Source organism: Nocardia sp. NBC_00881, assembly GCF_045207455.1.
Taxonomy (GTDB): domain Bacteria; phylum Actinomycetota; class Actinomycetes; order Mycobacteriales; family Mycobacteriaceae; genus Nocardia.
In genome coordinates this window covers 8,314,639-8,337,739 of sequence record NZ_CP108798.1, presented here as the reverse complement: position 1 = coordinate 8,337,739, position 23,101 = coordinate 8,314,639, and the positions used below count along the sequence as shown (strand labels likewise).

Here is a 23,101-nt window from a genome sequence, read left to right as displayed (position 1 = left end):
AGTACAGTGTCACGCCCGCACGCATCAGCGGGCAAGCAGCGCGGATGAAAGCGGGGTGTCGCAATCGGAACCGTCATCGCTCGACATACAGCCGCTCACACGGCAGCCGGGGCAGCCGATCAGTTCCGCCGCTGGCGATGCAGACGGCGTCGGTGCAATGGCGGATACCTTCGTCTTGCACGAACACCAGGGCGGCAGTCAAGCACGCGGCGTAGTGCAGTTGGTAGCCGCGGATCTGCACGATCAGATGTACGTCGGGCTCGTCCGGGAGTGGTGAACTCATCACTTGTGCGCTGCTGAGGAAGTGGTTCGGTTTGGCTGTGTCGGGTTGCATGTGAGGGGCCTTCTGCGAGGGATCACCCGGCGTGAATCTGCCTGTCGTGCAATGGAGTTGGTGAGCAGCGAGGCTGGCCAGCGGGTTCGGTTGGGCACACCGATGTGGAGTCCCGTCCGCGCAGCCTCCCCTCTCGGGTGCCCGGCAGATTGCGCGCTTCCCCTGTGGCACGAAGGGGGGACCAGGCGATGTGCATTCACGAGGCGGTCTGGGTGGTTCAGGTGTTGTTGAGGTGCTGGCCGATGATCGCTGGTATCAACAGGTCCAGGAGGGTGATGTCGTCGGCAGCGGAGATGTTGTCAATGATCGGATCAAGCAGCGGTGCGGCGTAGAGGCGGCCAGTGTGCAGTGCGGGTGCCGTGCGGGCGCTGGTGATCAGTTCATAGACCACCATCGCCATCACACGCACGCGGGTGGTGTCGGTCATCCCGTCTCGCACTGCGTCCGCGGTGGCGTCTATCAGGGTGCCGATTACATCGGTGAGGACGTCGAGTTCGGCGGTGGCGCGCTCGGCGTCCTGGTCACCGGTCACCGACCGCCCTGCGGCGGCTGGACTGCTGGCGGGGCAGGCTGGGCAGCAAGATCGGGATATCGGGTGCGGTCGACTACGACACGGATACCGATCCACGGGCACTTCTGGCCTCCGAGCGCGATGTCCAACGGGGAATCGTGGTGACCCATGCGGCCGTTGACAACCTTCACCATCTGCCCGAAGCAATTCACGGACGGGCACTTCACCGACAACACCCCACCCGCTCCGGAGTGCATGGTGAACAGCCCACACTGCTCGGTGGTAATCCATGGCTCACACCCTGGGCAACACCCGCACGGCACTGTGGCGGCGGTGGGTTCAAGCATTTGCCCTCACCGCCCGCCGCTGCCGCGCTGCTGGGCAGCACATCCTCGGATCGCTTCGACCACGAGCCGCCCCGGCGGCCGATAGGAGTCGCGGGGTAGCTGTACCCACGCCCGGAATAGGCCGGGGCGTTGTCCGGGACCGGGCAACGCGATCTCTCCGGCACGGAGGATCGACACACCCAACCGCGACATCTCCGCGAACAACCGAATGTCCTCCGGCAAATCCGGGCAGGTGAGGAACGTCCAGCGCTGCGAGCGCGGGTGCGTCAGTACCGGCCCGGCCTGCTGGCCCGCGCGGTGCATCCACGCTTTGACTTCCGAACCGATGAACGCGGGCATCATCAACCCACACACCCGCCCCGCCCGCAGCGTGATGCGCCCCAAATGCGGCGGGTCGACTTCGGCGGGCAGGTCACACACCTTCCGATAGAAGTGACACACCGACAAAGGTGTGTGCCCAAACTGTTTCGATGAATCCACGAACGACTCCCCTGCTCGATCCACTGGTGTGCACCCGCCGCCGGGGAACCGATGAGGACACCGCATCAACCCGGCGGCGGGGCTCCTCCAGCCTGTCCAAGCTGAGCATGTAATCCCAGACACGAAACTGCGATCGAGGTCGTACGCTTCTCCTACGGACCGTTGGAGGCACGGGCGAGGGGCGGTAATGATCGTCAGCACATGGACGCGAAAGGAAGTCCGAGCGCTGCGCGAAGTTGCTCTGCGCATGACACAGGAGGAGTTCGCCGAGAAAGTCGGGTTTCAGACTGCAACTGTGCAGAAGTGGGAACAGAAGACCACAGCCGAGCGCCCAGTCAAGGGGCGGTCGGCCGAAGCGCTCGACACGGTATACAGCTATCTCGACCCTGCGCAGCGGGAACGATTCTGGCAGCAACTCGCAGCAGCACTACCGCAGACCGCCAGGCATCCTGTTCTTAGCGGCACAGAAACCGCTCAGTCGGAACCGGCCGAGCCTGGTGACGACACGCTCGGCACGAATGCGTGGAAAGTCGACGAAGACGATGTGAAACGGCGGGAATTCGCGAAGCTGGCGACGGCCGGGGTTGCTGTCACCCTACTGGCGGCCAGTCAGGAACGACTCGATACGAGCGACGTGCAACGCCTGCTCGACGGCGTCGACGCGCTCGAACAGACAGATCAAATCATCGGCGGAGCCGAACTGGTCGACTTCGCTGTCGAGCAGTTGGCTCGCGCGGAAAACCTCCTCGATACCTGCGCCTACAACAGCGTTGTCGGCAATGCCTTCACCAGGGCCACTGGGGAACTCGCCGTGCTCGCTGGATGGCTTGCCTACGACGCCCACCGGCACCCGCTTGCGCGCCGCTGCTTCGCCGACGCCCTGGCCCTCGGCACCGAAGCCAACGACAGCGACCTGGTCGCCGACACCTGCCTGTGCGCCGCCAATCAAGCCCTCGCCCTCGCTCGTTCCGGACACGGCAGCCCTCACAAAGCCCTCCTGTTGGTCGAGCGTGCACGCGACCTCATGCGCGGACGCCCACCGGGCCGGATACATGCACTCATCGCCGTACGCGAGGCGCAGTCCTACGGCATTCTCGGGGACCGAGCAGCCTTCGGGCGCGCAATGGCAACAGCGTGGCGGGAGATGGATCACGCAGCCCAGTTCGAGCCGATCGACCAATGCCCCCAGTGGCTCCGGTTCATGACACACGCCGAAGTCGGCGGTCACGAGGCACGTGGATACGGCGACATCGGCGACCTGGCCCGATCCCTTGATCTGTACGTCGCCGCCGCAGACCGACAAGTCGGCACCCGCAACGCCGTGAACTTGCGCGCGTGGTCGGCCGCCACGAGAGCGCGCATGGGCGATATACACGGTGCGCTGGAAGAGAGCAGGCCGGTCCTGACCGCGCTCATGCAGGTGTCATCTACCCGAACACTGCTCGTCATGGACCCGATTCGCGTCGCGGTCCACCAGCTCCCGATCGGCAGCGACTTCCGCGACCAATTCGACGCTCTCACACAGAAAGCAATCACTACATGACCCAGAAGAACCTGCCGGGTCTCGAGTTCACGCGTTACACCGCAGACCAAGCCCGCCAGCTACGCGAACTCGTGGACGACATCTATCGCCGCTCCTACGTCGAGGCCATCGCGAGCGGCAACCTGTTCGACACTCCGGCCGAGTTCCTGAATCGCTTCGATGCCTACACCAATCGCAGCGATACCGGGTTCGAGCTTGTGGTTGCCCGCATCCATGGCAAGGGCGCCGGCCAAACGTGGGGGTGGCCGCTGCCGCCGAACGCGCGCTGGTGGGAGGGGCTGCGACTGAACGACTCGTCCTCCGACCCGGCCGCGTTCGCCACTGAAGACGGCCGCCGCACCTTCGCGCTCAGCGAGATCATGGTGTGCGCGGAGTACACGGGCCAAGGCGTCGGACACGCCCTGCACGACGAGCTGATGGGCGGGCGACCGGAGCAGCGGGCAACCCTGCTGGTGGAGCCGGACAACACTCGCGCCTATGAGCGTTACAAGAGTTGGGGATGGCACCGGGTAGGCACCCTGAGGCCATCGTGGCCCGACGCCCCAGACTTCGATGTGCTGATCCGTGAATTGCGCTGAGCAGAGTCCCCGATACGGGGCGGGGCGGCCGATGCGGCAACGGATTGATGACATTCGGGCAGGCAACCGAACAACTTCATGGAACCAGTACAGCCAGCACAGGCGGTAAGCCGTTCAGCAATTCGCGTGAACCTCAGTGTGTCTCCAGTCGCAGCGGCGGGAATCGGCGGCACCAGGCAGCATCGTCGATTCACTATTGGCACGGATTCGGTTGTCCGACACAATAAGGACCTCTCGACATGTGGGGGGAAAGATGACTGTTCTTCGCATGATGGTCTTCGTCGCGATTGTTGTGAGCATGAGCGCATGCGCCACTTCGATCCCGAACCAGGAAGCGGGCGAGCCTGTTTCCGCGCAGACATCTCCTCCCTGGGCGACCGACGCAACCTCGATTCCCGACACCGGTGGTCCTCCTGGGCAACCCGTGAAGACCGACTCAGGTCGTGTCCCCGGTGCGCCGATCAAGATCCCGGGATTCATCGAATTGGGGGACGACATCGACTATCTGCACCACAAAGCGAAGGCCGACATCGACACAGCCTGCGGTGGCTGCGTCCGGGTCAAGCGAGAAATCGGCACGGACACAACGAAAACCCGGTGTCAGTACACGGGGTACAAGGGCGCCAAGAGTGAACCGCGAGAGAGCGGGGTCGGTGAGTGGTTGATCATCGACCGCGACTCGACTCTGGTCTTGTTGAGCGGGACGCTGCCCTGCACGTCCGGCACCGCGACACCCATCGAAACGGCCACGCCCCCTGTTAGCAGCACCAGCAGTTCCGCAACGACAACCCGCTCCGGCTCTCCGGCACCCACCTCCTCCCATGCCCCAACCGTCCGAACCACCCGCTGACCCGGCATCAGCCGACCCGGTGCCGTCGCCGCATGGCTCACCATTCGACGGGTTGACCAAGGTAGCCACAATCCTCGGGCAGTTCGTGGCTCCGACGACGCTGCTGACTGCGGTGCTGTTCTATTTCGGGTGGAATCACACGTATTGGTTCTTCGAGTACTTCGGTGTCAACTCGACGTCACTGCATCCGAGTATCCGCGAGTACCTGATGCGCAGCGTCGACGCGTTGTTCGTGCCGCTGATCGTGGCCGGGGTGGCCGGTATGGCGCTGATGTGGGGATACATCGCGCTTCCCGAGTCGGTCCGACGCGGTCGGCACCCACGCTGGCACACCATCACGATGACGGTGGCCGCGGTGGCGCTGGTATTCAACGGGGTGAGCCGGATCTACTTCGTGACGCCGCTCAACAGCGGCCTGTGCGCGGCGCCGTTGTCGATCATCGTCGGCGTCGGCGTACTCGGGTACGTGGTCGCGGTGCGGCGGAAGCGGCTGCGTGAACTCCACCCCGACACCCCGCCACGCACCGAGGCCGCCACGTTTCTGGAGTGGGCGATCATCTTCGTTCTGGTCGGCATCACCTTGTTCTGGATCGCCACCGACTACTCCGTCGCCGTCGGCCAGACGCGGGCACGCGAAACCGCCGCCGAGATACCGTCGCATCCAGGAGTGGTCGTCTACAGCGAAAAGGATCTGCATCTGTCCGCCTCCGATGTGCGCGTGGTGGAGTGCCGCAGTCCCGACCCCGCCGCCGGTTCGGCGTATCGGTTCCGCTACGACGGGCTGGTTCTGCTCACCCAGATCGGCGACCAATACGTCCTGCTGCCCACAACTTGGCGGTACCGACACGGAGCGGTCATCGTGCTGCCGACGTCGAGTCCCGGCAACATCCGTTTCGAGTACCGGCTGTCGGGCGACCACGCGACCGACACCTGCTGACCACGGATCCCGCTCTGTCTCCGGACCGTGGCTGTCGCCGACAGCCATTGTGCACTTCTCGGTCTTCGCCCACTATCAGGCCCGCTACGAGGTCTGATACAGTCCGGCCCGGATACATCGGAGGGCAAGAGGGCGGGATGGCGCACCGAATCACATTGGTCCCCTTGGCGGCAGCACTTGTGCTCGGACTCGCCGCCTGCGGCGAGTCGGCCGAGACGACACCGGCCACGACCACGACGCAGGCCGCGGCAACGAGTGACGCGCCCACGCGGCTGTTCGATCCATGCACCGGGATACCCGACGACGCGCTGAGCGCCGCCGGACTCGATCCGGCGACCAAGCAGGTCGGCGTCGGCGGCGTCAAGCAGCCCGGCTGGGAGATCTGCGGGTGGAGGGGCGCCGACTACACCCTCGGCGTGTTCTCCACCGGCGGGACCGTGGCCGAGTTCGAGCGAAGGCCCGGCAACGTCGACTTCCAGGACGTCACGATCGCCGGACGCAGCGGACGCCAGTTCCGGGTGGACGGCGCGGCCAAGGATCAGATGTGCGACGTGCTGTTCCCCGCCGGGCAGGGGCTGCTGCAGCTGACGTTGGTCAACAAGACCAGCGGCGACCCGTGCGATCGCTTGCAGAGCGTCGGCGAGGCCATCGTCCCGGCACTGCCGAAGTAGGCGACGATCCGGCCGATGGCGTGGACGGACAAGCCGACCCTGGTGTGCGATGGCAATGCCGCGGTGGCGATCGTGTCGGCGGGGATCGGGTGCGCGGTGCGATACGACCGGCAATGGTCCTGGTTGTGCTGGCCCAGTGCGGATGGGGTCGTTGTCGCACGCGCCTCGGGCGGCCCGGCTCGGCCACGCGAATTGGTCGAGTGCGTCGGTCTTCCCTTCGAACTCGCGAAAAGCCCTGCGGCGGAGCACAGGATTGCGGCGTTGACCACACCGAGCTGGTGGCAGTTTCCTCCGTCCGTCGAGCTATCGGTGCGGGTCGAACATCCGGACACTGAACGTCCCATCCTGGTCCAGGCAGGCGCGTTGACGTTGATCGCCGCACACCGCGCTGCCGATCCCACTTCCGAAAAGACGGTGGGCGATCCGGCTTTCGAGAACAGCATGGCGGCGATCCGGTCAGGCGAGCGCCCGGTGGTCTTGGCGTTGGATGCTTCCCGGCCGGGACAAAGCAACGAACTGGCGTTTGTCCTGGACGGCCACTACATCCTCGCCGCCTACCGGGCGCTGGGTCTGGATCCGACGGTGCGGCTGCTCGACTGCATTCCCCGGAGTGAGCGCTGGTGTTGGCATCCGAATGGGCGACCGCGGCGACGGTATACCGCGGATTCGGACGAGTATCGAACGTCCGTCGCGATCGCTTCGCGGTTCATCGAGCAGACCGAGGAGCTGCGGCATCACTCGCCCGATGAGCTGGTGCCCACGCCGGACGGGCACGAACTGCCATGCGGTTGCGCCGCGGGTGACTGGTCCGAATGCCACACCGACGATCCACTGGAGTTCGGCCCGGCTGATCTCGATGCTGCGCTGCGGGATCAACCACACACCGCTCGGCGGGCGCGCCCGCTGTACGCCTCGGTCTGCGAGCCCGAGCTGACCTGGCCCGGTGAACTTGTCGACATATCCGAGGGTGCGGGCGTGATCCGCGTTCTCGGCTCACGGGCGAACCCAGAGGCGAGCGTGCTGTGGTTTCGCGGAAAACCCGCGTTCGCCGAGGCATTTGTCGCGCGCGGCACCTACCTGCGGCTGGTGGCTCGGCTGGCGCCCGAACACCGTCCGTCCGGGTTCGATGACCTGATCGACTGGCTTGCCGATCCGGTGATCGAACGTGATTACTCCGGCAAGCCGTTCGTGACTCGCGAGCTCCTCGACCGACTCCGGCCGTTGTTCACGCTGTTCGAGCCTGGGCAGTACGAAGTCAGGATCGAAGAGCACTGGTCACGCCTGGGATTGGGGATATTCACCAACGAACATCTGCATCCCTGGCCGTGGCCGCCTGGAACCGGTGATCTCCAATTCGGCTCCAGCGGCGATTTCTTTCCCACCGACACCTGGCCCCCGCCGGATCTCGACCGAATCGAGTGGTACCGCACCAGAATCCAGTCCGGCGCGGAACCGGTAGCGGTACTCGTCGCTCCGGGCCCGGCCGGTCCCGAGTATCCCCATACCCGGATGAGTTACCTGTTGGACGGGCACCACAAGGTCGCGGCCGGTGCCCGACTGTTCATCGAAATCGCTCCCTGTCACGATGACGATGTCACCAACGAAGGATTCGCGGCGCTGCTCGAGCCGCACCTCGGCACTCCACCGTTCTGGGATGATTCCTCCTGGCCCGGTGTGCCGGACCTGATCGGAATGTCCTACGGCTACGACCGACGCGGGTCCGTACTGAGCGCCGCGGAGTACTACGCGCGGTTCGATGTGCGGTACGGGAACCCGGCCGCGCCACAATCCCATCGAACCGCCGCCGACAGTATCCTCAACGAGGTGGCCGACCGTCTCGGCGACATGGCGTTGGCCGAACTTCGCGAAATCATCGACGCGCCTGCCTCGTTCGTATCGCTGCTACTGGACAGTCTGCGAGGAGCGTCGTTGACGACGGCGGAATTTGCCGCGATCGCGGACCTCGTCGATGACATCGATGACCCACGGCTGATCGCGTTGGACCCGGACCAAGTGGCTGGTGTCAAACGTCGGTGAACCGTGACCTGAGACGGCCCCACCCTGACCCGCACAGAAGTTTCGCCGTCGACGCGACACCTGCCTCGGCAACCGCTCCGACATCACGCGGCCATTCTGCCCGAGACCGTCCCCGCCGCTACTTCCCGGCGAGGATGCCGAGCACCGCGTCGGAAGTGTAGAACGGCGCAAGACGCTCACGGATCAGCCCGGCCAGGACACCGTTCTTCTTCGCGCCCTCGAGAACCGCGGGCCCGTAGCGCAGAATCTCGTTGGCGATGTCGTCGCCGGTGAGTCCGAGTTCCGGCAGCATGGCGGCCACGGTGTAGTCGCCGTACTTCGTGAAGAACACCTCGACGCACTCGTCGACGAGCAAGCCGAAATACTCCTTCTCACGGGTGGTGACGGCGATCTCGTAGCAGAGCACGACCAGCTCGTTGAGGTCCTTCTGACTCAGGTATTCGCGCAGACCGCTGACCGGTTCGTCGGCGTGCAGGTCCCAGAACTCCATCGCGGCGTCGTGCACCGGGGCGTCGCGCAGCATCTCACGGATGGCGTTGTTGGTGCGTTTCAGTGCGAACAGCGCGCCCTTGCCCGCCAGGTCGCCCACGAACGTGCTGTCGGCCACCTTCTTCGCGCGGTTGGCGGCGGACTGGCCGAACGACATGAGCGAGGAGACGCCCGGGATCTTCTCAGCACGCTCTCGGTTGACCTGCATGAAGTCGTTGATCAGCTTGTCGACGAACTTCGAGGCGACGGTGGCCACGAGCGGGCTCTCGGTGAGCCGGTCCAGGATGCGTTCCTGGGCTTGGTGCATGCCGAAGATCTTCTCCAGCAGCGCCTCTACCGGCTCGCGCTCCACCACCTGGCCGAGCGTGTAGTCGTGGTTGGCGGCGATGTGGTCGTAGACGGAGTCGGCGAACACGCCGACCATGTCGGCGAACACCGGGCTGCCACCGATCAGATCGATGACGGTGCGAACGGTCTGCTTGGCCTGCTCGACCTCGACGATGTCACGGAAGACCAGGGTGTCGGCGACCTGGAGGACGGATTCGGTGTCGCGTGCGAGCACCTCGGCGAAGCGGTCGCCGGTCACCTCGGCGAGGAGGAATTCCACCTGGGCGTCCAGCAGCCGTTCGGCGATCTCACGCGGCTCGCTCATCGAGTTCCACCCATCACAGTCGTAGTCCGATGCACCCGGCCCGGATTACGGCTCACGCGTTTCGAACTCGTTGTCGTGCAACGACTTCCGTATCCGGTCCAAGCGCGCACGCGCGGCCTGCTCGCGTGCCTCCCATTGTTCGTCGACGCCGCGGCCGGCCGGGGTCTCCCGGTCGAGTTCGCCCATCCCCTGAGCAGTGCCGAAGCGCTGCTCGACCTTATCGCGAACTGACTCAAAAGTAGGAACGCCAGCCGGCGAATATCCACCACCCGGGACGGGCGTCGAAATACCGGGCGGCGGTGCCGGTACCACGGGTACCCCCGTAACGTCTCCGACCTGCCCGGACACGTCCGGCACCGCCGCAGGACCGTATGCAGCCGCGCCCGACGTGTCAGGACTCACATCGGCGACGGCCCCCGGATCACCTGCCTCGACGAGGCCGAGCAGCGCCGCGTGCACCGCCGCGAACCCGGAGCGTCCCGCCGTCGCGACCAGCAGCACACCGGCCAATTCCGCGTCGGACAGCGCCGCCAGCCGCCCCGCGATCTCGCTGTTGTCACTCATACCGCCAGGCTACGCAGCCGCGACCACCGCGAACGGTTCACAGCCGGACGAGGGCGCCCGCCCAGTCACGCACGAGGTCGTACCATGCCGAGCCACCGACGAGGATCAGGTCGTTGTGACCCGCGCGGGGAAACACGACGAGCCGTTTCGGCTCTCGCGCCGCGGCGTAGAGCCGTTCGGCGTGCCGCAGCGGCAGCAGTTCGTCCTGGTCTCCGTGCATGATCAGCACCGGGGCGCGCAGCGCGCGGATGCGGCGCTCGCTCGGATAGGCATTCGGCACGAGCGGTGCAGGCAGGAATGGGTACACCGAGCGGGCCGCGTCACGGATGCCCGTGAACGTGGACATCAGCATCAATCCGGCCGGTGGATGCTCCTGCGCCAGTTCGAGCATGACGCCGCCGCCGAGTGACTTCCCCAGGTATACCACCCGATCCGGGTCGACACCCGGTTGTGCCAGCATGGCCTTGCGCGCGGCGCGGGCATCGAGGTAAGTGCCGTGCTCGGTGGGCCTGCCGGTGCTGCGTCCGTAGCCGCGGTAATCGAAGGCCAGCACGTCGAATCCGGCCTCGGTGAGCAGCGCGAAGATCGGCACCCGGTCGCCGATGTTGCCCGCGTTGCCGTGCGCGAACAGGATATGTCCGATCGAATTTCGCGCGGGCATCCACCAGGCATGCAGGATCTCCCCGTCCGCCGTGCGCGGGGACAGGTCGGTGTAGTCCATCCCGAGCACCGCCGGGGTATGCAGCACCGTCCGCGCCGGCAAGTAGGTCAGCGCGTTGAGGATCGGACTGGCCGGATGTCGCATGCCCACGTTCTTACTCCCCGTCGGCGCCGATGCGGCAGGCAGGTCATGCCGCGCCGGGAAGCGGCGCGATGTCGGTGCCAGTACGGATCGGCCCCGACAACGGGCCCGCGGTGCGCGGGATAGTCCGCACCGGGTGCGGTGGAAGGCCCGGAGGACCACGATAGACATGTCCAGGCGAATGGCCAGGTCCGCGTCCAGATGACTGCCGAAGCGGGGGCGGAGACGACGAGACCGTGCGGCGACATGGCAGCACGGTCTCGAAAACGGCGCCGATCAGCCGCGCAGGACCGCACCGACGGTGTCGGAAGCCGCGGTGACGGCTGCGTCACGCGCCGCGCTGGCCTCGTCCTCGGTGAGCGTCCGGTCGGTGGCACGGAAGCGCAGCGCGTAGGTGAGCGACTTGCGTCCCTCGCCCGCCTGGGCACCCTCGTATACGTCGAACAGCGCGATGTCCTCGAGCAGTTCGCCGCCGCCGGTGCGCAACGCTGACTCCACCGATGCTGCTGGGATCGCCTTCTCGACGCTCACCGAGACGTCCTGCAAGACCGCGGGGAACGGGGACACCGTCGGGACCGGCCGGGATTCCCGCAACGGAAGCGCGTCCAGATCGAGTTCGACGGCGCAGGTGCGCGGCGGCAGGCCGGAACGTTCCAGCACGGCGGGGTGCAGTTCACCCGCGTAACCGACGACGGTTCCCTCGACCACCAGCTCGGCGCAGCGACCAGGGTGCCACGGCAGATAGGCCGCGGCACGGCGTTCGATGGTCACGCCCGCCGCGTCGGCGAGGGCGTCGGCGAGGGCGAATGCGTCGGCGGCTTGGGCCGGGCGGCCCTCGCCCCACGGCCCGCGCGGCTCGCGGCGGCCGGTCAGGACGGCCGCCACGCGCACCGGCTGGGCGGGCAGCGAATCGAGCAGTTCGGCGATCTCGTCGTCGGTCGGACGCCGATCCACCGGCAGCTCCTGGACCGGCCTCGTGTTCGGTCCGGGCAGCACGACCTGCGCGATGCCGTAGATGGCCAGATCACGCGCTCCGCGCGAAATGTTGCGTGCGGCCACCTCGAGCAGGCCGGGCAGCAAGGTGGTGGCCAGCTCCGCGCGGTCGACGTCGAGCGGGTTCACCACTCGGGTGGTGGCGCGGCGCGGGTCGTCGACGTCCAGACCCCAGGTGTCGAACACCCCGGCGGGCAGGAACGCCGGCGGCGGCACCTCCACGCAGCCCGCGAAAGCCAGCGCACGGCTGACCGCGCGGCGGCGGCGCTGTGCCGGGGTGAGACCACGGCCGGCCGGGGCGGTCGGCAGCACGGACGGGATCTGTTCGAGCCCCTCCAGCCGCAACACCTCTTCCACCAGGTCGGCGGGCTGGGTCAGGTCGGGGCGCCAGCTCGGCGGCGTGACCACCAGCTGGCCGTGCCCGGAGTCGCTGACGCCGACCTCGACGAGGCAGCCGATCTGCGCCAGGCGACGAGCCGAGGTCCCGGTCGGGTAGATAATGCCCGCGACGCGGTCGGCCAGGTCGATGTCGATGCGGATCGGCTCGGCTACCGGGACCGGTAGGCGAATATCGGATAGCACGGATTCGACTGTGCCACCGGCGATTTCGGCGAGCAGTATGGCGGCGCGGTCGAGCGCGGCGACGTTGATCTCGGGGTCGACCACCCGCTCGTAGCGCTTGCCCGCCTCGGACACCAGCTTGTGCCTGCGCGCGGTCCGGTACACCAGCAGCGGGTTCCAGGTGGCCGCCTCCAACAGGATGTCGGTGCTCTCGGTGCCGACCTCGGTGCTCGCGCCACCCATCACGCCGGCCAAGGAGACGACGCCGGAATCGTCGGCGATCACCACATCCTCGGCATCGAGCACCCGCTCCACATCGTCCAGGGTGCGTAGCGTCTCGCCTTGGTTGGCGGTGCGCACCACCAGCCCGCCCGACACCTTCTCGGCATCGAAGGCATGCAGTGGCTGACCGAGCTCGAGCATCACATAGTTGGTGACGTCGACCGCGGGCGAAATCGGGCGCACGCCCGACAGCAGCAGCCTGCGCTGCAACCACCAAGGACTGACCGCTTTCGGGTCGACGCCGGTGACCCGGCGAGCCGCGAAACGGGTGCACTGAGAGCTCGGCTCAACCCGGATCGGCCAGGCCTCCCGCTCGTCGTCAGGCAACGTCCGCACGGCCGGGTCTGCGTATTCGAGGTCGAAACCGCAGGCCAGTTCGCGGGCCAGACCGCGCACCGAGAAGCAGTAGCCGCGGTCGGGGGTGATGTTCAGCTCGATGACCGTGTCGTCGAGTCCGAGCAGCTCGTTGGCGTCGGAACCCGGCTCCGCGGTGCCCGGCTCCAGCACCAGAATGCCGGAATGGTCCTTGCCGATACCGAGTTCGGCGACCGAGCAGATCATGCCGTTCGAGACGTAGCCGTAGGTCTTGCGCGAGGTGATGTGGAACCCGCCGGGCAGCACGCCGCCCGGCAGGACAACGACCACGAGGTCGCCGACCTCGAAGTTGCGTGCGCCGCAGACGATCTCCTGCAACTCGGGATTGCCCACGTCGACCTTGCAGAAGCGGATCGGCTTCTTGAACTCGGTGAGCTCGGTGATCTCGGCGACCCGGCCCACCACCAACAGCCGTGCGGCGTCCGATCCCGCCCCGTTCCCCACCGGGTCACCGGTGACCCGCTCCAGCTTGTCGACCTCTTCGACCTCCAAACCCACCCGGACGAACCCCGCGTCGAGCTCTTCCGGCGGCACCGACCAGTCGGGGTTGGTGCGCTGGATGGTGTCGGTCAGCCAGGACTGCGCTACTCGCACTTGACGTTTCGCTCTCTCGATCGAAGGGGGAGATCAGGACCGGATACCGAAGGGCAGCGTGAAACGCACGTCCCCTTCGACGATGTCCCGCATGTCCGGGATGCCGTTGCGGAACTGCAGAGTCCGCTCCATGCCCATACCGAACGCGAAACCGCTGTACATCTCGGGATCGATCCCGCTGGCGACCAGCACCTTCGGGTTCACCATGCCGCAGCCGCCCCATTCGACCCAGCCCGCGCCGCCCTTCTTGTCCGGGAACCATACGTCGACCTCGGCGGAGGGCTCGGTGAACGGAAAGTAGTTGGGGCGCATGCGTGTACGGGTGTCCGGACCGAACAGTGCCCTGGCGAAGGCGTCCAGGGTCCCGCGCAGATGCGCCATGGTCAGGCCCTTGTCCACCGCCAGACCCTCGACCTGGGAGAACACCGGCGTGTGTGTGGCGTCCAACTCGTCGGTGCGGAAGGTCCGCCCAGGGCAGACCACGTAGATCGGCAGCTCGCGTGCCAGCATGGAGCGCACTTGCACCGGGGAGGTGTGCGTGCGAAGCACCTGGCGCGAACCCTCCGGCGCGATGTGGAAGGTGTCCTGCATGGTGCGGGCCGGGTGGTCGGGCAGGAAGTTCAGCGCGTCGAAGTTGAAGTGCTCGGTCTCCACCTCGGGGCCCTCGGCGACCTCCCAGCCCATCCCGACGAACACGTCGGCGATCTGCTCGGAGATGACCGTGATCGGATGCCTGGCGCCGACCGGTGTACGGCGGGCGGGGAGCGTCACATCGATGGCCTCGGCGACCAGCACCGCGGCGTCGCGTTCGGCGAGCAGCGTGGCACGGCGAGCCTCGAACGCGTCGGACACCCGGCCACGCGCGATGTTCACTCGCTTGCCGGCGTCGGCCTTCGCCGATTTCGGCAGACTGCCCAGCGCGCGCTGCGCCAGGGCAAGCGGCGCCTTGCCACCGAGATGCTCGGTTTTCGCGACCGCGAGCGCATCCAGATCGCCGGCAGCGGCAAACGCCTTCTCGGCGGCCGCCGCGGCCGCGGCCAGTGCCTCCTCGGTCAGCGCCGCGTTCTGCTCGCCTGCGTCGATGTCGTCGGCCACGATGCTCCGTCTCTCCCCTGGGGATCGGTTCGCGGGCACAGCTGATTGCCTACCCACATTGCTGCTGGTCGAATCGTATTCGATGCCTTGTGGAGAATTCACGCGGATTCCCCCGCCATCACGGACCAAATGGTCTGTCAGCTCACCGCGGCTCCGGGTTCCGCCCGCGAAACATGCTGATGGCGCGCCCCGCCGCCACGGAAGACTGGTCTCGTTACGACGCGATGAACCGGACATCAGGACCGCTCCGGCCCCTCCGCAACTGCGCTCATCCCGCCTGGGACACCCATACCGACGCCGCTGTGGCGCCCTCCCACGGAAGCAGCGGAAAGACGCACAGATCGGCGGTCAGTCCGCCGAGACCACCCGGCGCGGCAGCAGCAGCGACGCCAGCGCGCCCGCCGCCACGATCGCCGCGCCGACCCACACTGCGGGCACCAGCCCGTCGACGTAGTTCTGCGGGCTGAGGTAGGAACCGTAGGAGGCGAATACCGACGCCAGCACCGCGACACCCATTGCCACGCCCACCTCGCGGACCGTGTTGTTGGTGCCCGAGGCCATGGCCTGGTCCTCCGGTGCGGCGCTGGACATCACGATCGTGGACGCGGGCGCGAAGGTCAGGCCCATACCCACACCGGCAAGCAGGAACGGCGCGACGAAGGCCCCATAATCGATGTCCACCGAGACGATCGCCGCTATCCAGGCCAGCGCCGCGGCGAGCAATATCTGACCGGTGCTGATCAACGTGCGCGCGCCGACCCGGTCGACCAGCAAGCCCGCGATCGGCGCCACGACCATGGGGGCCATCGTCCACGGCATCGTGCGCACGCCCGATTCCAGCGGGGTGTAGCCCTGCACCACCTGGAAGTACTGCGCGAGCAGGAAGATCGAACCGAACACCCCCACCGAGAAGGCGAATCCGACGACGTTGCTCACGCTGAACGCCCGGGAACGGAACAGCCGCAGCGGCAGCATCGGCTCCGGCGTGCGCAGTTCCCAACCGATCAGGCAGGTCAGCAGTGCGGCGCCGCCGATCAGCGCGGACAGCACGCTCGCCGAGGTCCAGCCGTCGCCGGCGCCGTGGATCACGCCCCACACCACCGCGAGCACGCCACCCGCCGACAGCAGCAGACCGACCGGGTCGAGGCGGCGACTGCCGCCGTGCGACTCGGCGAGCACCCGCGCCGCGAAGGGCAGCACCGCGAGACCGACCGGCACGTTCAGCCAGAAGATCCAATGCCAGCTCAGCCCGTCCACCACGGCGCCGCCGACGAGCGGGCCGAGCGCGACGCCGAGACCGGCGATACCGCCCCAGATGCCGATGGCCGCGTTGCGCATCCGCTCCGGAACGGCCGCCGAGAGCAGCGTCAGTGACAGCGGCATCACGGCCGCCGCACCGAAGCCCTGCATCGCCCGTGCGGCGATCAGCATCCCCGGTCCCGCGGCCAGTGCACAGGCCGCGGACGCCAGCGTGAACAGCGCGATGCCCGCCAGGAAGACCCGGCGCCTGCCGAGCCGATCACCAACCGCCGACGCGGTGAGCAACAGCGAGGCGAAGGACAGCGTGTAGGCATTCACGAACCACTGTAGGTCGGTCAGTGCGGCGCCCAGCTCGGTGCGGATCACCGGCAGCGCGTTCGTCACGACCAGGTTGTCCAGCGTGACCATGAACATCGGGATACCGACAGCGACCAGCACGGCGGCGAGCGAGCGTCCGCCGAGAGTGACCGCGGGTGGCGCGGCAGGTTGGAGAGTCTCGGTCATGTCCGATCCTTGTTGTAATCGACTGATAACTGACCGTTCGAAGCGTATGCATTGACTGATAACATGTCAAGATCCGCATGGAGCAGAGGAGACGGAGCACCCCGATGGCGCATTCGACCAGAACCAGGATGACCGCCGCTGAACGCGGCGAGCAGGTGCTGCGCGCGGCCATAGACGCCTTCGCCGAGTCCGGTTACGCGGCCACAAAGACCGACGAGATCGCGAGGCGAGCGGGCGTTTCGCAGCCATACGTGATACGCCTCTTCGGCAGCAAGCAGCAGCTGTTCCGCGCAGCGCTGCACCGTGCGTGCGACCGGATCGAGGAGATCTTCCGTTCGGCACGCGCAGAAGCAGGCCCCGGCGCGAGCCCCGACGAAGCGCTGCGCGCGCTCGGCAACGGCTACTCGGTGTTTCTGGCCGAGCGAGAACTGCTCCAACTGCTGTTGCACGGGTTCTCGGCCAGCGCGGACCCTGCGATCGGCGACGATGTCCGTACGCGATTCGGCCGGATCTACGTGCTGGTGCGCGAACTGACCGGCGCACCAGTAGCGGAGGCGCGGCGTTTCCTGGCCTCCGGGATGCTGCTCACCGTGATGAGCTCGATGCGTGTCGCGGGGCCGGATGCGGCGCCTGCCGCGTGGGCGACGGAGATTTTGGCGGATCTGAGCGCCAACGGCGATTGAGGAGGCGCGGGCCGATTCGCGATCAAGCCGCGGTCGACGGCGATCAGGCTGCCGATTCGCGATCGGGCCGGATCTGCCCGCTGCAGGCCATTGACCAGGCGCGCGGCCTGTCTTGCTATCGGGCCGAATGGATGACTTGTCGGTCCGCGCCGATCCTGGAGACTCGCGACGTCAGGAATCGCCGCGGTAGCGGACCCGGGAGTTCGCGTAGAGGCAGATCGCCGCGGCAGTGGCCAAATTCAGGCTCTCGGCACGGCCGCGAATAGGGATGCGGACGCGATGGTCGGCGCGACGCGCGACGGCGGGGTCCAGGCCATGCGCCTCGTTGCCGAACAGCCAGGCGACAGGTTCGGTGAACAGCTCGTCGGCGTCGTCCAGGTCGACTTCGCCGTCGGCGGCGGTCGCGAGGATCGTGATGCCGGCGGCGGTAAGCGAATCCACCGTCTCGCCGACATCCCGGTGCCGCGCGATCGGCACGTGGAATATGCTGCCCGCGCTCGCACGCACGCATTTTCCGTTGTGCGGGTCGACAGTGTCCCCCGCCAGCACCACTCCGTCGGCTCCGACCGAATCGGCGACCCGGACGAGCGTTCCGGCATTGCCCGGCTCGGCCATCTCGACGGGAACGGCCAGCATCCTCGGGCCCGGCTCGAGTATCCGTGCCAGGGGCACGTCAATAAGGTCGCAGACCGCGACCAGTCCCGGAGCAGTGACGGTTTCGCCGAGATGCCGCGCTGCGCGGTCGCTCACCAGCGTGCTGCGCACCCCCGCGGCGGCCGCGCCGGCGATCAGCGCGTGCTCACGCTCGGCGGCAGACGTCGAGTAGAACAGCTCATGCACCCGCCCGGTGCTCAGTGCCGCGGCAACAGCGTTGGCTCCCTCGGCGAGGAATCGGCCCGCCCTCTTGCGCTGCGCACCGCGCTGCAGCTTGACAGCGAAAACGACCCGCGGATTGCGCTCGCTGAGCGCCTCCACGGGTCGTTCCGAGAGTCGTCCGTGTGTCAACGGAGTCCGCGAATCAGGCAGCCGGGGCGTTGACGTCCTGCGGGAGAGCGGCCTTGGCGATCGCCACGAGACCGGCGAACGCCTCGGCGTCCGACACCGCGAGCTCGGCGAGGATTTTGCGGTCCACCTCGACACCAGCGGCCTTCAGGCCCTGGATGAAGCGGTTGTAGGTGATGTCGTTGATCCGCGCCGCGGCGTTGATGCGGGCGATCCACAGCTTGCGGAAGTCACCCTTGCGCGCCCGGCGGTCCCGGTAGGCGTAGGCGAGCGAGTGCAGCTGCTGCTCCTTGGCCTTGCGGTACAGCCGCGAGCGCTGGCCGCGGTAACCCTTGGAGGCCTCGAGGATGGAACGGCGCTTCTTCTGAGCGTTGACGGCCCTTTTGACGCGTGCCACTGGTCAGTCCTGTTCGATCTGGGGGCGCGGGCAGCGCCCGAAATTGGTCGGGGTGGCGCCGGAGAATCTCCGGTCGCGGTGTGCTGGTAGCTAGCCTGCGCGGTGGCGCAATCAGATAGCGAGCAGCTTCTTCACGCGACGGACGTCGGCAGCCGCGACGACCTCCGTGCCGTCCAGACGACGAGTCCGGCGGGTGGGCTTGTGCTCGAACAGGTGGCGACGGTTCGCCTGCTGGCGAAGCAGCTTGCCTTTACCGGACACCTTGAATCGCTTCGAGGCGCCGCTGTGGCTCTTCATCTTCGGCATGGATTCCTCTATCTGTCGTTCCGGCGGTCCTCGCGGACCGCCGGTGTCCTGATCGGTGTTACTGCGGAGGTGCTGCCGTCTCGGCCTGCTCCGCGGCCGGTTCACCGGCTGGTGCGGCGCTGGGCGCCGGGCGCGGGGCCGACTCCTGCTGCGCCTTCACGCGCGTCTTCGCACCCTTGTGGGGGGCGAGGACCATGGTCATGTTGCGACCGTCCTGCTTGGCCGAGGTCTCTACGAAACCCAGCTCGGCAACGTCGGAGGCCAGCCGCTGCAGCAGCCGGAACCCGAGCTCGGGCCGGGACTGCTCGCGACCCCGGAACATGATCGTCACCTTGACCTTCGACCCCGCCTCGAGGAAGCGGACCACATTCCGCTTCTTCGTCTCGTAGTCGTGGTCGTCGATCTTCGGGCGGAGCTTCTGCTCCTTGATCACGGTCTGCTGCTGGTTCTTCCGAGACTCACGCGCCTTCTGCGCCGTCTCGTACTTGAACTTGCCGTAATCCATGATCTTGCAGACCGGCGGACGGGCATCCGGGGCCACCTCGACCAAGTCGAGGTCGGCTTCGAGGGCGACGCGTAGTGCATCTTCAACACGCACGATCCCAACCTGCTCGCCGCCAGGTCCGATGAGCCGGACTTCGGGAACGCGGATGCGATCGTTGATGCGGGTCTCAGTGCTGATGGGGCCTCCTAGGTCAAGCGGTGTCGTCGGACGACCGCACGCAATAACTGCAACCCCTCTTCAACACAAAGGCCCCGGTGCGGTATTCCGCACGGGGCCCGGTGTCGACCGATCGCCGACCGCGAAAACACGCGGATCGACCCTTGTACGGTAGTTCTCCCGCGAGAACCCCGGCACAAGAAACCCGCCCAATACGGACGGATGACCGGACCGTTTGACCTGTACGATCGCTCGTCGGCAACGGTGGGAGTCGGGCTCCACTTATCAGGCCCCGGGCAGGCCCGGGGCGGTCGTCAGCGGAAAGTTTAACATTCTGTTCGGCTATCGCCGAATCGGGGCGAAAACCGCTTGCCAGACCACCCGGCGCGTGCCACGCTCCCCCGATGTCCACACCACGCCGTGACCTGCTGCGATGGCAATTCGACCTGACCTGGTCGCTCGCCACGATCCACCTCGACACGCTCATGCAGGAAGACTTCCTCTGGGAGCCGACCGACCTGGTCTGGACGGTACGACCGGATCCCGAAGGCATATGGCGGCCGGACTGGGCCGATACCGAACCCGACCCCATGCCGGTCCCGACCATCGGCTGGCTCACGTGGCACATCGGCTGGTGGTGGGGCACGGCCATCGACCACGCCGAGAAGCGCACCCCACCGGCGCGGGCGGACGTGCACTGGCCCGGCGACGGCGCCGCCACCATCGCCTGCCTGCGCGATCTACGCGAGGAGTGGGTGCGCGTGCTCGACAGGCTCACCGAAGCCGATCTGGACCTCCCGTCCGCCTACCCGTGGCCCGCCGACGCCGGGCTGACCATCGCACACCTGGCGGGCTGGGTGAACGCGGAGCTGATGAAAAACGTCGCGGAGATCGGCCACCTCCGAATGCTGCGTACGGCGTCGCTAGCCTGAAAGGCATGACTGAAGAGCTCGACACCTCCGTGCGCGAACTGGCCGACATCCCCGCGGTCGAGGTGATCAGCCGCGCCGCCGTGATGCTGATGAGCTCGGCGGCGGAGAAGCTCGGGCTCGCCGACGAGGATCCGACCACCAGCCCGCGCCGCGACCTGGACGAGGCGCGGCGGGTGATCACCGCACTGGCCGGGCTGGTCACGGCCTCGGTGGAGTATCTCGGTCCGCACGCCGGGCCGATCCGCGAAGGGCTGCAATCGCTGCAGCGCGCCTTCAAGGAGTCCTCCGCACACCCGGACGAGCCGGGCAAAGGACCTGGCGAGAAGTACACCGGCCCGGTCTACTGACCTCGCAGCTGTCAACGGCGAGTGTCACGAAACTTTCCCTTCGGCAAATTTTGCCCACTGGGCAAGATTTGCCGTAGTCTGGTGCCATGTCCGATGAACACGCGCTCGGCCTACGCGAGCGCAAGAAGCTCGACACCCGTCGGGCATTGAGCGACGCGGCGCTGCAACTGGCCTTCGAACGCGGACTCGAGCACGTCACCCGGGAGGACATCGCGGCGCGGGCGGGCGTCTCGGTACGGACGTTCACCAATTACTTCACCGGCAAGTACGACGCGATCGCCTATCGCCAGACCGAGCGCATTCGGCGCAGCCTCGCCCTCCTGCGCGAGCGGCCCGCCGGCGAGCCGTTGTGGACGGCCGTCTCCGCCGCGCTGCTCGCACCCCTCGAGGCCGAGGGTGCCACGGACATGGTGCCGAGTGCTGCCCAGCTAACCGAGACCCGCAAACTGCTCGCTATTCCCGAGCTACGCTTCGCGATCTCCAAAGAAGCGACCGAGGACTGGGTTGAGGTAATCGCCGAACGCACCAGCACCGATCCGCATCACGATCTCTATCCGCGCCTCGTGGCGGGCGTGATCGCGGCCGTGGGTGAAGCGACCATGCTGGCCTACGTCCACGCCGATCCCCCGGTGCCCGTGACCACCGTGCTCCGCCAGGCCCTGGCCGAAGTCGCGGCAGGCCTGCCAGATCCTCAGCGCTGACCGACAGCGCGCGATCACATCACCGAGATACCAGAAGGGGTGTCCTTGCCATGCCCGAAAACCCTGTCGACGTCGTGATTTCCGGTGCCGGACCGAACGGGCTCATGCTCGCCGCCGAGCTCGCGCTCGCCGGTGTCCGCCCGGTCGTCCTGGACCGGCTCACCGAGCCGAGCGCGGAGCCGAAGGCCAACGGCCTGGTCGGCCAGGTGATCCGCCTGCTGGATCTGCGCGGGCTCTACCACGAATTCGGTGGCGCACCAGGCGCGCCTGCGCCGATTCCGGCGTATTTGTTCAGTGGGATGCCGGTGTCGTTCGCCGGGGTCGCGGACAACCCGATGCGCGCGCTGCTGATGCCGCAGCCGCGGCTGGTCCAGCTGCTGGTGCGGCATGTGCGCGGCCTCGGGGTGAACGTCCGATGGGGCAACGAGGTGATCGGCCTCGACCGCGACAATGCGGGAGTCACCGTCACGGTGGCAGGGCACGACGGGACCTACGACTTGCGCACCCGGTATCTGGTCGGCGCCGACGGCGGCAAGAGCCTGATCCGCAAGAGCGTCGGCATCGGTTTCCCCGGCCACACCTCCGCGACGATCAACCGGATGGCGCATGTGCGCCTACCCGACAACCTGCGCACCGCCGACGGCGGCGTCGAAGTCCCCGGACTCGGCCGTCTTCCCTTCGGGCACAATCGGCTCGAACGCGGCGGATTCGTCTTCGCCGAACTCGAACCAGGCCGTCCGCTGGTCGCCACCATGGAATTCGACGGGTCCGAACCGGGCGACGCGCCGATGACGTTCGATGAACTGCGAGCGAGCCTGCGCCGGGTGCTCGGGGTCGACCTGCCGATCGAGCCGCCGCAGGGGCCCGGCCCCCATGCGCTGCGGCGCATCCACGGGCAGAACACGCGGCAGGCCGACCGGTACCGAGACGGAAACGTCCTGCTGGTCGGCGATTCCGCGCATGTGCACTCCGGCATGGGCGGTCCTGGACTCAATCTCGGCCTGCAGGATGTGTTCAATTTGGGGTGGAAGCTCGCAGCCCAGGTGCACGGATGGGCGCCGGACGACCTGCTCGACACCTATCAGAGTGAGCGGCATCCGGTCGGCGAGCGGGTGATACTGCAGTCGATGTCGCAGACCGCGCTGATGATGCCCGGCCCCGAGGTCACCGCGCTGCGGGCGCTGTTCGGCGAGCTGCTGCGACAGCCGGCGACGGCGGGGCACATCGCGCACCTTATGGCCGGTTCCGACGTACGCTACGACACCGGCGACGACCACCCGCTCGCCGGACTCCTCCTGCCCGAGCTCACCCTGTCGGACGGACGTTGCGCTGCCGAGCTCCTGCGCCAGGCGCGCCCGGTGCTGCTCGACCTGACTGGCGGCCGCTTCGCCGACATTGCGCGAGACTGGCGCGACCGCGTCGACACCGTGGTTTCCACCTGCGCGGACGTACCAGAGGAAGCGCTGCTGGTCAGACCGGACGGCTACGTGGCCGCTGTCGCGCGGGGGCCCGAGGAGGCGGACCGGCTGTACGGCGCGCTCACTCGCTGGTTCGGGAGCAGAGTGGACTGACGGGCGAGCGTTCCCCGCAGGTGCGCGGGGACCCACAACCAG

General features: G+C 67.2%; 24 protein-coding genes. 11 read left to right on the top strand and 13 right to left on the bottom strand.

What is annotated here, in order from left to right; genetic code table 11:
- Positions 1–73: 73 nt before the first annotated feature.
- The 3 genes from OH799_RS35510 to OH799_RS35500 all read right to left on the bottom strand — a co-directional run bounded on the left by OH799_RS35510 (position 74) and on the right by OH799_RS35500 (position 1,672).
- Positions 74–283 carry a hypothetical protein gene (locus OH799_RS35510; RefSeq protein WP_406273687.1) on the bottom strand — a complete coding sequence of 70 codons (210 nt, stop codon included), beginning with the start codon at positions 281–283 and terminating at the stop codon, positions 74–76.
- 268 nt (positions 284–551) lie between these two features.
- A complete protein-coding gene (locus OH799_RS35505) occupies positions 552–866 on the bottom strand; it encodes a hypothetical protein (protein ID WP_406273684.1) in 315 nt (104 codons plus the stop codon).
- A gap of 332 nt (positions 867–1,198) precedes the next feature.
- Positions 1,199–1,672 carry a DNA-directed RNA polymerase subunit beta gene (locus OH799_RS35500; RefSeq protein ID WP_406273681.1) on the bottom strand — a complete coding sequence of 158 codons (474 nt, stop codon included), beginning with the start codon at positions 1,670–1,672 and terminating at the stop codon, positions 1,199–1,201.
- Positions 1,673–1,919: 247 nt separating this feature from the next.
- Here OH799_RS35500 and OH799_RS35495 point away from each other — a divergent pair, with 247 nt between their 5' ends.
- The 6 genes from OH799_RS35495 to OH799_RS35470 all read left to right on the top strand — a co-directional run bounded on the left by OH799_RS35495 (position 1,920) and on the right by OH799_RS35470 (position 8,288).
- Positions 1,920–3,215, top strand: a complete 1,296-nt coding sequence (locus tag OH799_RS35495) for a hypothetical protein (RefSeq protein ID WP_406273678.1) — start codon at positions 1,920–1,922, stop codon at positions 3,213–3,215.
- The gene (locus OH799_RS35490; RefSeq protein ID WP_406273675.1) at positions 3,212–3,793 is read left to right on the top strand and encodes a GNAT family N-acetyltransferase; all 582 of its coding nucleotides are present in this window, start codon (positions 3,212–3,214) and stop codon (positions 3,791–3,793) included. Before OH799_RS35495 ends, OH799_RS35490 begins: the two co-directional genes overlap by 4 nt.
- Before the next feature lie 271 nt (positions 3,794–4,064).
- Complete coding sequence (locus OH799_RS35485) at positions 4,065–4,643, top strand: hypothetical protein (RefSeq protein ID WP_406273672.1); 579 nt, start codon at positions 4,065–4,067, stop codon at positions 4,641–4,643.
- Between the two features lie 52 nt (positions 4,644–4,695).
- Entirely contained in the window at positions 4,696–5,580 is an 885-nt protein-coding gene (locus OH799_RS35480; RefSeq protein WP_406273669.1) for a hypothetical protein, read from the top strand.
- Between the two features lie 164 nt (positions 5,581–5,744).
- On the top strand, positions 5,745–6,251 hold the full coding sequence (locus OH799_RS35475) for a DUF3558 domain-containing protein (RefSeq protein ID WP_406273666.1): 507 nt from the start codon (positions 5,745–5,747) through the stop codon (positions 6,249–6,251).
- A gap of 15 nt (positions 6,252–6,266) precedes the next feature.
- Positions 6,267–8,288 carry a hypothetical protein gene (locus OH799_RS35470; protein ID WP_406273663.1) on the top strand — a complete coding sequence of 674 codons (2,022 nt, stop codon included), beginning with the start codon at positions 6,267–6,269 and terminating at the stop codon, positions 8,286–8,288.
- A 118-nt stretch (positions 8,289–8,406) separates the two neighbouring features.
- Here OH799_RS35470 and OH799_RS35465 read toward each other — a convergent pair whose 3' ends face one another.
- From OH799_RS35465 to OH799_RS35440, 6 genes are all read right to left on the bottom strand, one after another.
- A complete protein-coding gene (locus OH799_RS35465; RefSeq protein WP_406273660.1) occupies positions 8,407–9,429 on the bottom strand; it encodes a hypothetical protein in 1,023 nt (340 codons plus the stop codon).
- Positions 9,430–9,474: 45 nt separating this feature from the next.
- Positions 9,475–9,993, bottom strand: a complete 519-nt coding sequence (locus OH799_RS35460) for a hypothetical protein (RefSeq protein WP_406273657.1) — start codon at positions 9,991–9,993, stop codon at positions 9,475–9,477.
- A gap of 37 nt (positions 9,994–10,030) precedes the next feature.
- Positions 10,031–10,798: an alpha/beta hydrolase gene (locus OH799_RS35455; protein ID WP_406273654.1), complete on the bottom strand. Its 768-nt coding sequence runs from the start codon at positions 10,796–10,798 to the stop codon at positions 10,031–10,033.
- 273 nt (positions 10,799–11,071) lie between these two features.
- The gene (gene pheT / locus OH799_RS35450; RefSeq protein ID WP_406273651.1) at positions 11,072–13,600 is read right to left on the bottom strand and encodes a phenylalanine--tRNA ligase subunit beta; all 2,529 of its coding nucleotides are present in this window, start codon (positions 13,598–13,600) and stop codon (positions 11,072–11,074) included.
- A gap of 33 nt (positions 13,601–13,633) precedes the next feature.
- Positions 13,634–14,695 (bottom strand): phenylalanine--tRNA ligase subunit alpha, encoded by a 1,062-nt coding sequence (gene pheS / locus OH799_RS35445; RefSeq protein WP_406273648.1) that lies wholly within the window; start codon positions 14,693–14,695, stop codon positions 13,634–13,636.
- Positions 14,696–15,043: 348 nt separating this feature from the next.
- Positions 15,044–16,459, bottom strand: a complete 1,416-nt coding sequence (locus tag OH799_RS35440; protein ID WP_406273645.1) for a DHA2 family efflux MFS transporter permease subunit — start codon at positions 16,457–16,459, stop codon at positions 15,044–15,046.
- A 104-nt stretch (positions 16,460–16,563) separates the two neighbouring features.
- Between OH799_RS35440 and OH799_RS35435 the strand changes: the two genes are divergently transcribed.
- Complete coding sequence (locus OH799_RS35435) at positions 16,564–17,142, top strand: TetR/AcrR family transcriptional regulator (RefSeq protein ID WP_406273642.1); 579 nt, start codon at positions 16,564–16,566, stop codon at positions 17,140–17,142.
- Between the two features lie 171 nt (positions 17,143–17,313).
- Here the strand turns inward: OH799_RS35435 and OH799_RS35430 are convergent, their stop codons facing one another.
- From OH799_RS35430 to infC, 4 genes are all read right to left on the bottom strand, one after another.
- On the bottom strand, positions 17,314–18,117 hold the full coding sequence (locus OH799_RS35430) for a TrmH family RNA methyltransferase (protein WP_406273639.1): 804 nt from the start codon (positions 18,115–18,117) through the stop codon (positions 17,314–17,316).
- A 43-nt stretch (positions 18,118–18,160) separates the two neighbouring features.
- Positions 18,161–18,541 carry a 50S ribosomal protein L20 gene (gene rplT, locus OH799_RS35425; RefSeq protein WP_327114805.1) on the bottom strand — a complete coding sequence of 127 codons (381 nt, stop codon included), beginning with the start codon at positions 18,539–18,541 and terminating at the stop codon, positions 18,161–18,163.
- Between the two features lie 111 nt (positions 18,542–18,652).
- A complete protein-coding gene (rpmI, locus tag OH799_RS35420; RefSeq protein ID WP_327114804.1) occupies positions 18,653–18,847 on the bottom strand; it encodes a 50S ribosomal protein L35 in 195 nt (64 codons plus the stop codon).
- Positions 18,848–18,905: 58 nt separating this feature from the next.
- Positions 18,906–19,574, bottom strand: coding sequence for a translation initiation factor IF-3 (gene infC, locus OH799_RS35415; protein WP_357268798.1), 669 nt, complete (start codon positions 19,572–19,574; stop codon positions 18,906–18,908).
- A 338-nt stretch (positions 19,575–19,912) separates the two neighbouring features.
- On the opposite strand from infC, the gene OH799_RS35410 reads away from it, so the two are divergent.
- From OH799_RS35410 to OH799_RS35395, 4 genes are all read left to right on the top strand, one after another.
- On the top strand, positions 19,913–20,440 hold the full coding sequence (locus OH799_RS35410) for a DinB family protein (protein ID WP_406273635.1): 528 nt from the start codon (positions 19,913–19,915) through the stop codon (positions 20,438–20,440).
- Positions 20,441–20,445: 5 nt separating this feature from the next.
- Complete coding sequence (locus OH799_RS35405) at positions 20,446–20,787, top strand: DUF1844 domain-containing protein (protein WP_406273632.1); 342 nt, start codon at positions 20,446–20,448, stop codon at positions 20,785–20,787.
- 86 nt (positions 20,788–20,873) lie between these two features.
- Entirely contained in the window at positions 20,874–21,488 is a 615-nt protein-coding gene (locus OH799_RS35400) for a TetR/AcrR family transcriptional regulator (RefSeq protein WP_406273629.1), read from the top strand.
- Between the two features lie 50 nt (positions 21,489–21,538).
- Complete coding sequence (locus tag OH799_RS35395; RefSeq protein WP_406273626.1) at positions 21,539–23,059, top strand: FAD-dependent monooxygenase; 1,521 nt, start codon at positions 21,539–21,541, stop codon at positions 23,057–23,059.
- The last annotated feature ends 42 nt before the right edge of the window (positions 23,060–23,101 follow it).

Bases quoted from the DNA above. Each gene is read 5' to 3' on its own strand.
- OH799_RS35510 (WP_406273687.1), bottom strand. From the start codon at position 283: ATGAGTTCACCACTCCCGGACGAGCCCGACGTACATCTGATCGTGCAG.
- OH799_RS35495 (WP_406273678.1), top strand. From the start codon at position 1,920: ATGACACAGGAGGAGTTCGCCGAGAAAGTCGGGTTTCAGACTGCAACT.
- OH799_RS35490 (WP_406273675.1), top strand. From the start codon at position 3,212: ATGACCCAGAAGAACCTGCCGGGTCTCGAGTTCACGCGTTACACCGCA.
- OH799_RS35485 (WP_406273672.1), top strand. From the start codon at position 4,065: ATGGTCTTCGTCGCGATTGTTGTGAGCATGAGCGCATGCGCCACTTCG.
- OH799_RS35470 (WP_406273663.1), top strand. From the start codon at position 6,267: ATGGCGTGGACGGACAAGCCGACCCTGGTGTGCGATGGCAATGCCGCG.
- OH799_RS35465 (WP_406273660.1), bottom strand. From the start codon at position 9,429: ATGAGCGAGCCGCGTGAGATCGCCGAACGGCTGCTGGACGCCCAGGTG.
- OH799_RS35460 (WP_406273657.1), bottom strand. From the start codon at position 9,993: ATGAGTGACAACAGCGAGATCGCGGGGCGGCTGGCGGCGCTGTCCGAC.
- OH799_RS35455 (WP_406273654.1), bottom strand. From the start codon at position 10,798: ATGCGACATCCGGCCAGTCCGATCCTCAACGCGCTGACCTACTTGCCG.
- OH799_RS35440 (WP_406273645.1), bottom strand. From the start codon at position 16,459: ATGACCGAGACTCTCCAACCTGCCGCGCCACCCGCGGTCACTCTCGGC.
- OH799_RS35435 (WP_406273642.1), top strand. From the start codon at position 16,564: ATGGCGCATTCGACCAGAACCAGGATGACCGCCGCTGAACGCGGCGAG.
- rpmI (WP_327114804.1), bottom strand. From the start codon at position 18,847: ATGCCGAAGATGAAGAGCCACAGCGGCGCCTCGAAGCGATTCAAGGTG.
- OH799_RS35410 (WP_406273635.1), top strand. From the start codon at position 19,913: ATGTCCACACCACGCCGTGACCTGCTGCGATGGCAATTCGACCTGACC.
- OH799_RS35405 (WP_406273632.1), top strand. From the start codon at position 20,446: ATGACTGAAGAGCTCGACACCTCCGTGCGCGAACTGGCCGACATCCCC.
- OH799_RS35400 (WP_406273629.1), top strand. From the start codon at position 20,874: ATGTCCGATGAACACGCGCTCGGCCTACGCGAGCGCAAGAAGCTCGAC.
- OH799_RS35395 (WP_406273626.1), top strand. From the start codon at position 21,539: ATGCCCGAAAACCCTGTCGACGTCGTGATTTCCGGTGCCGGACCGAAC.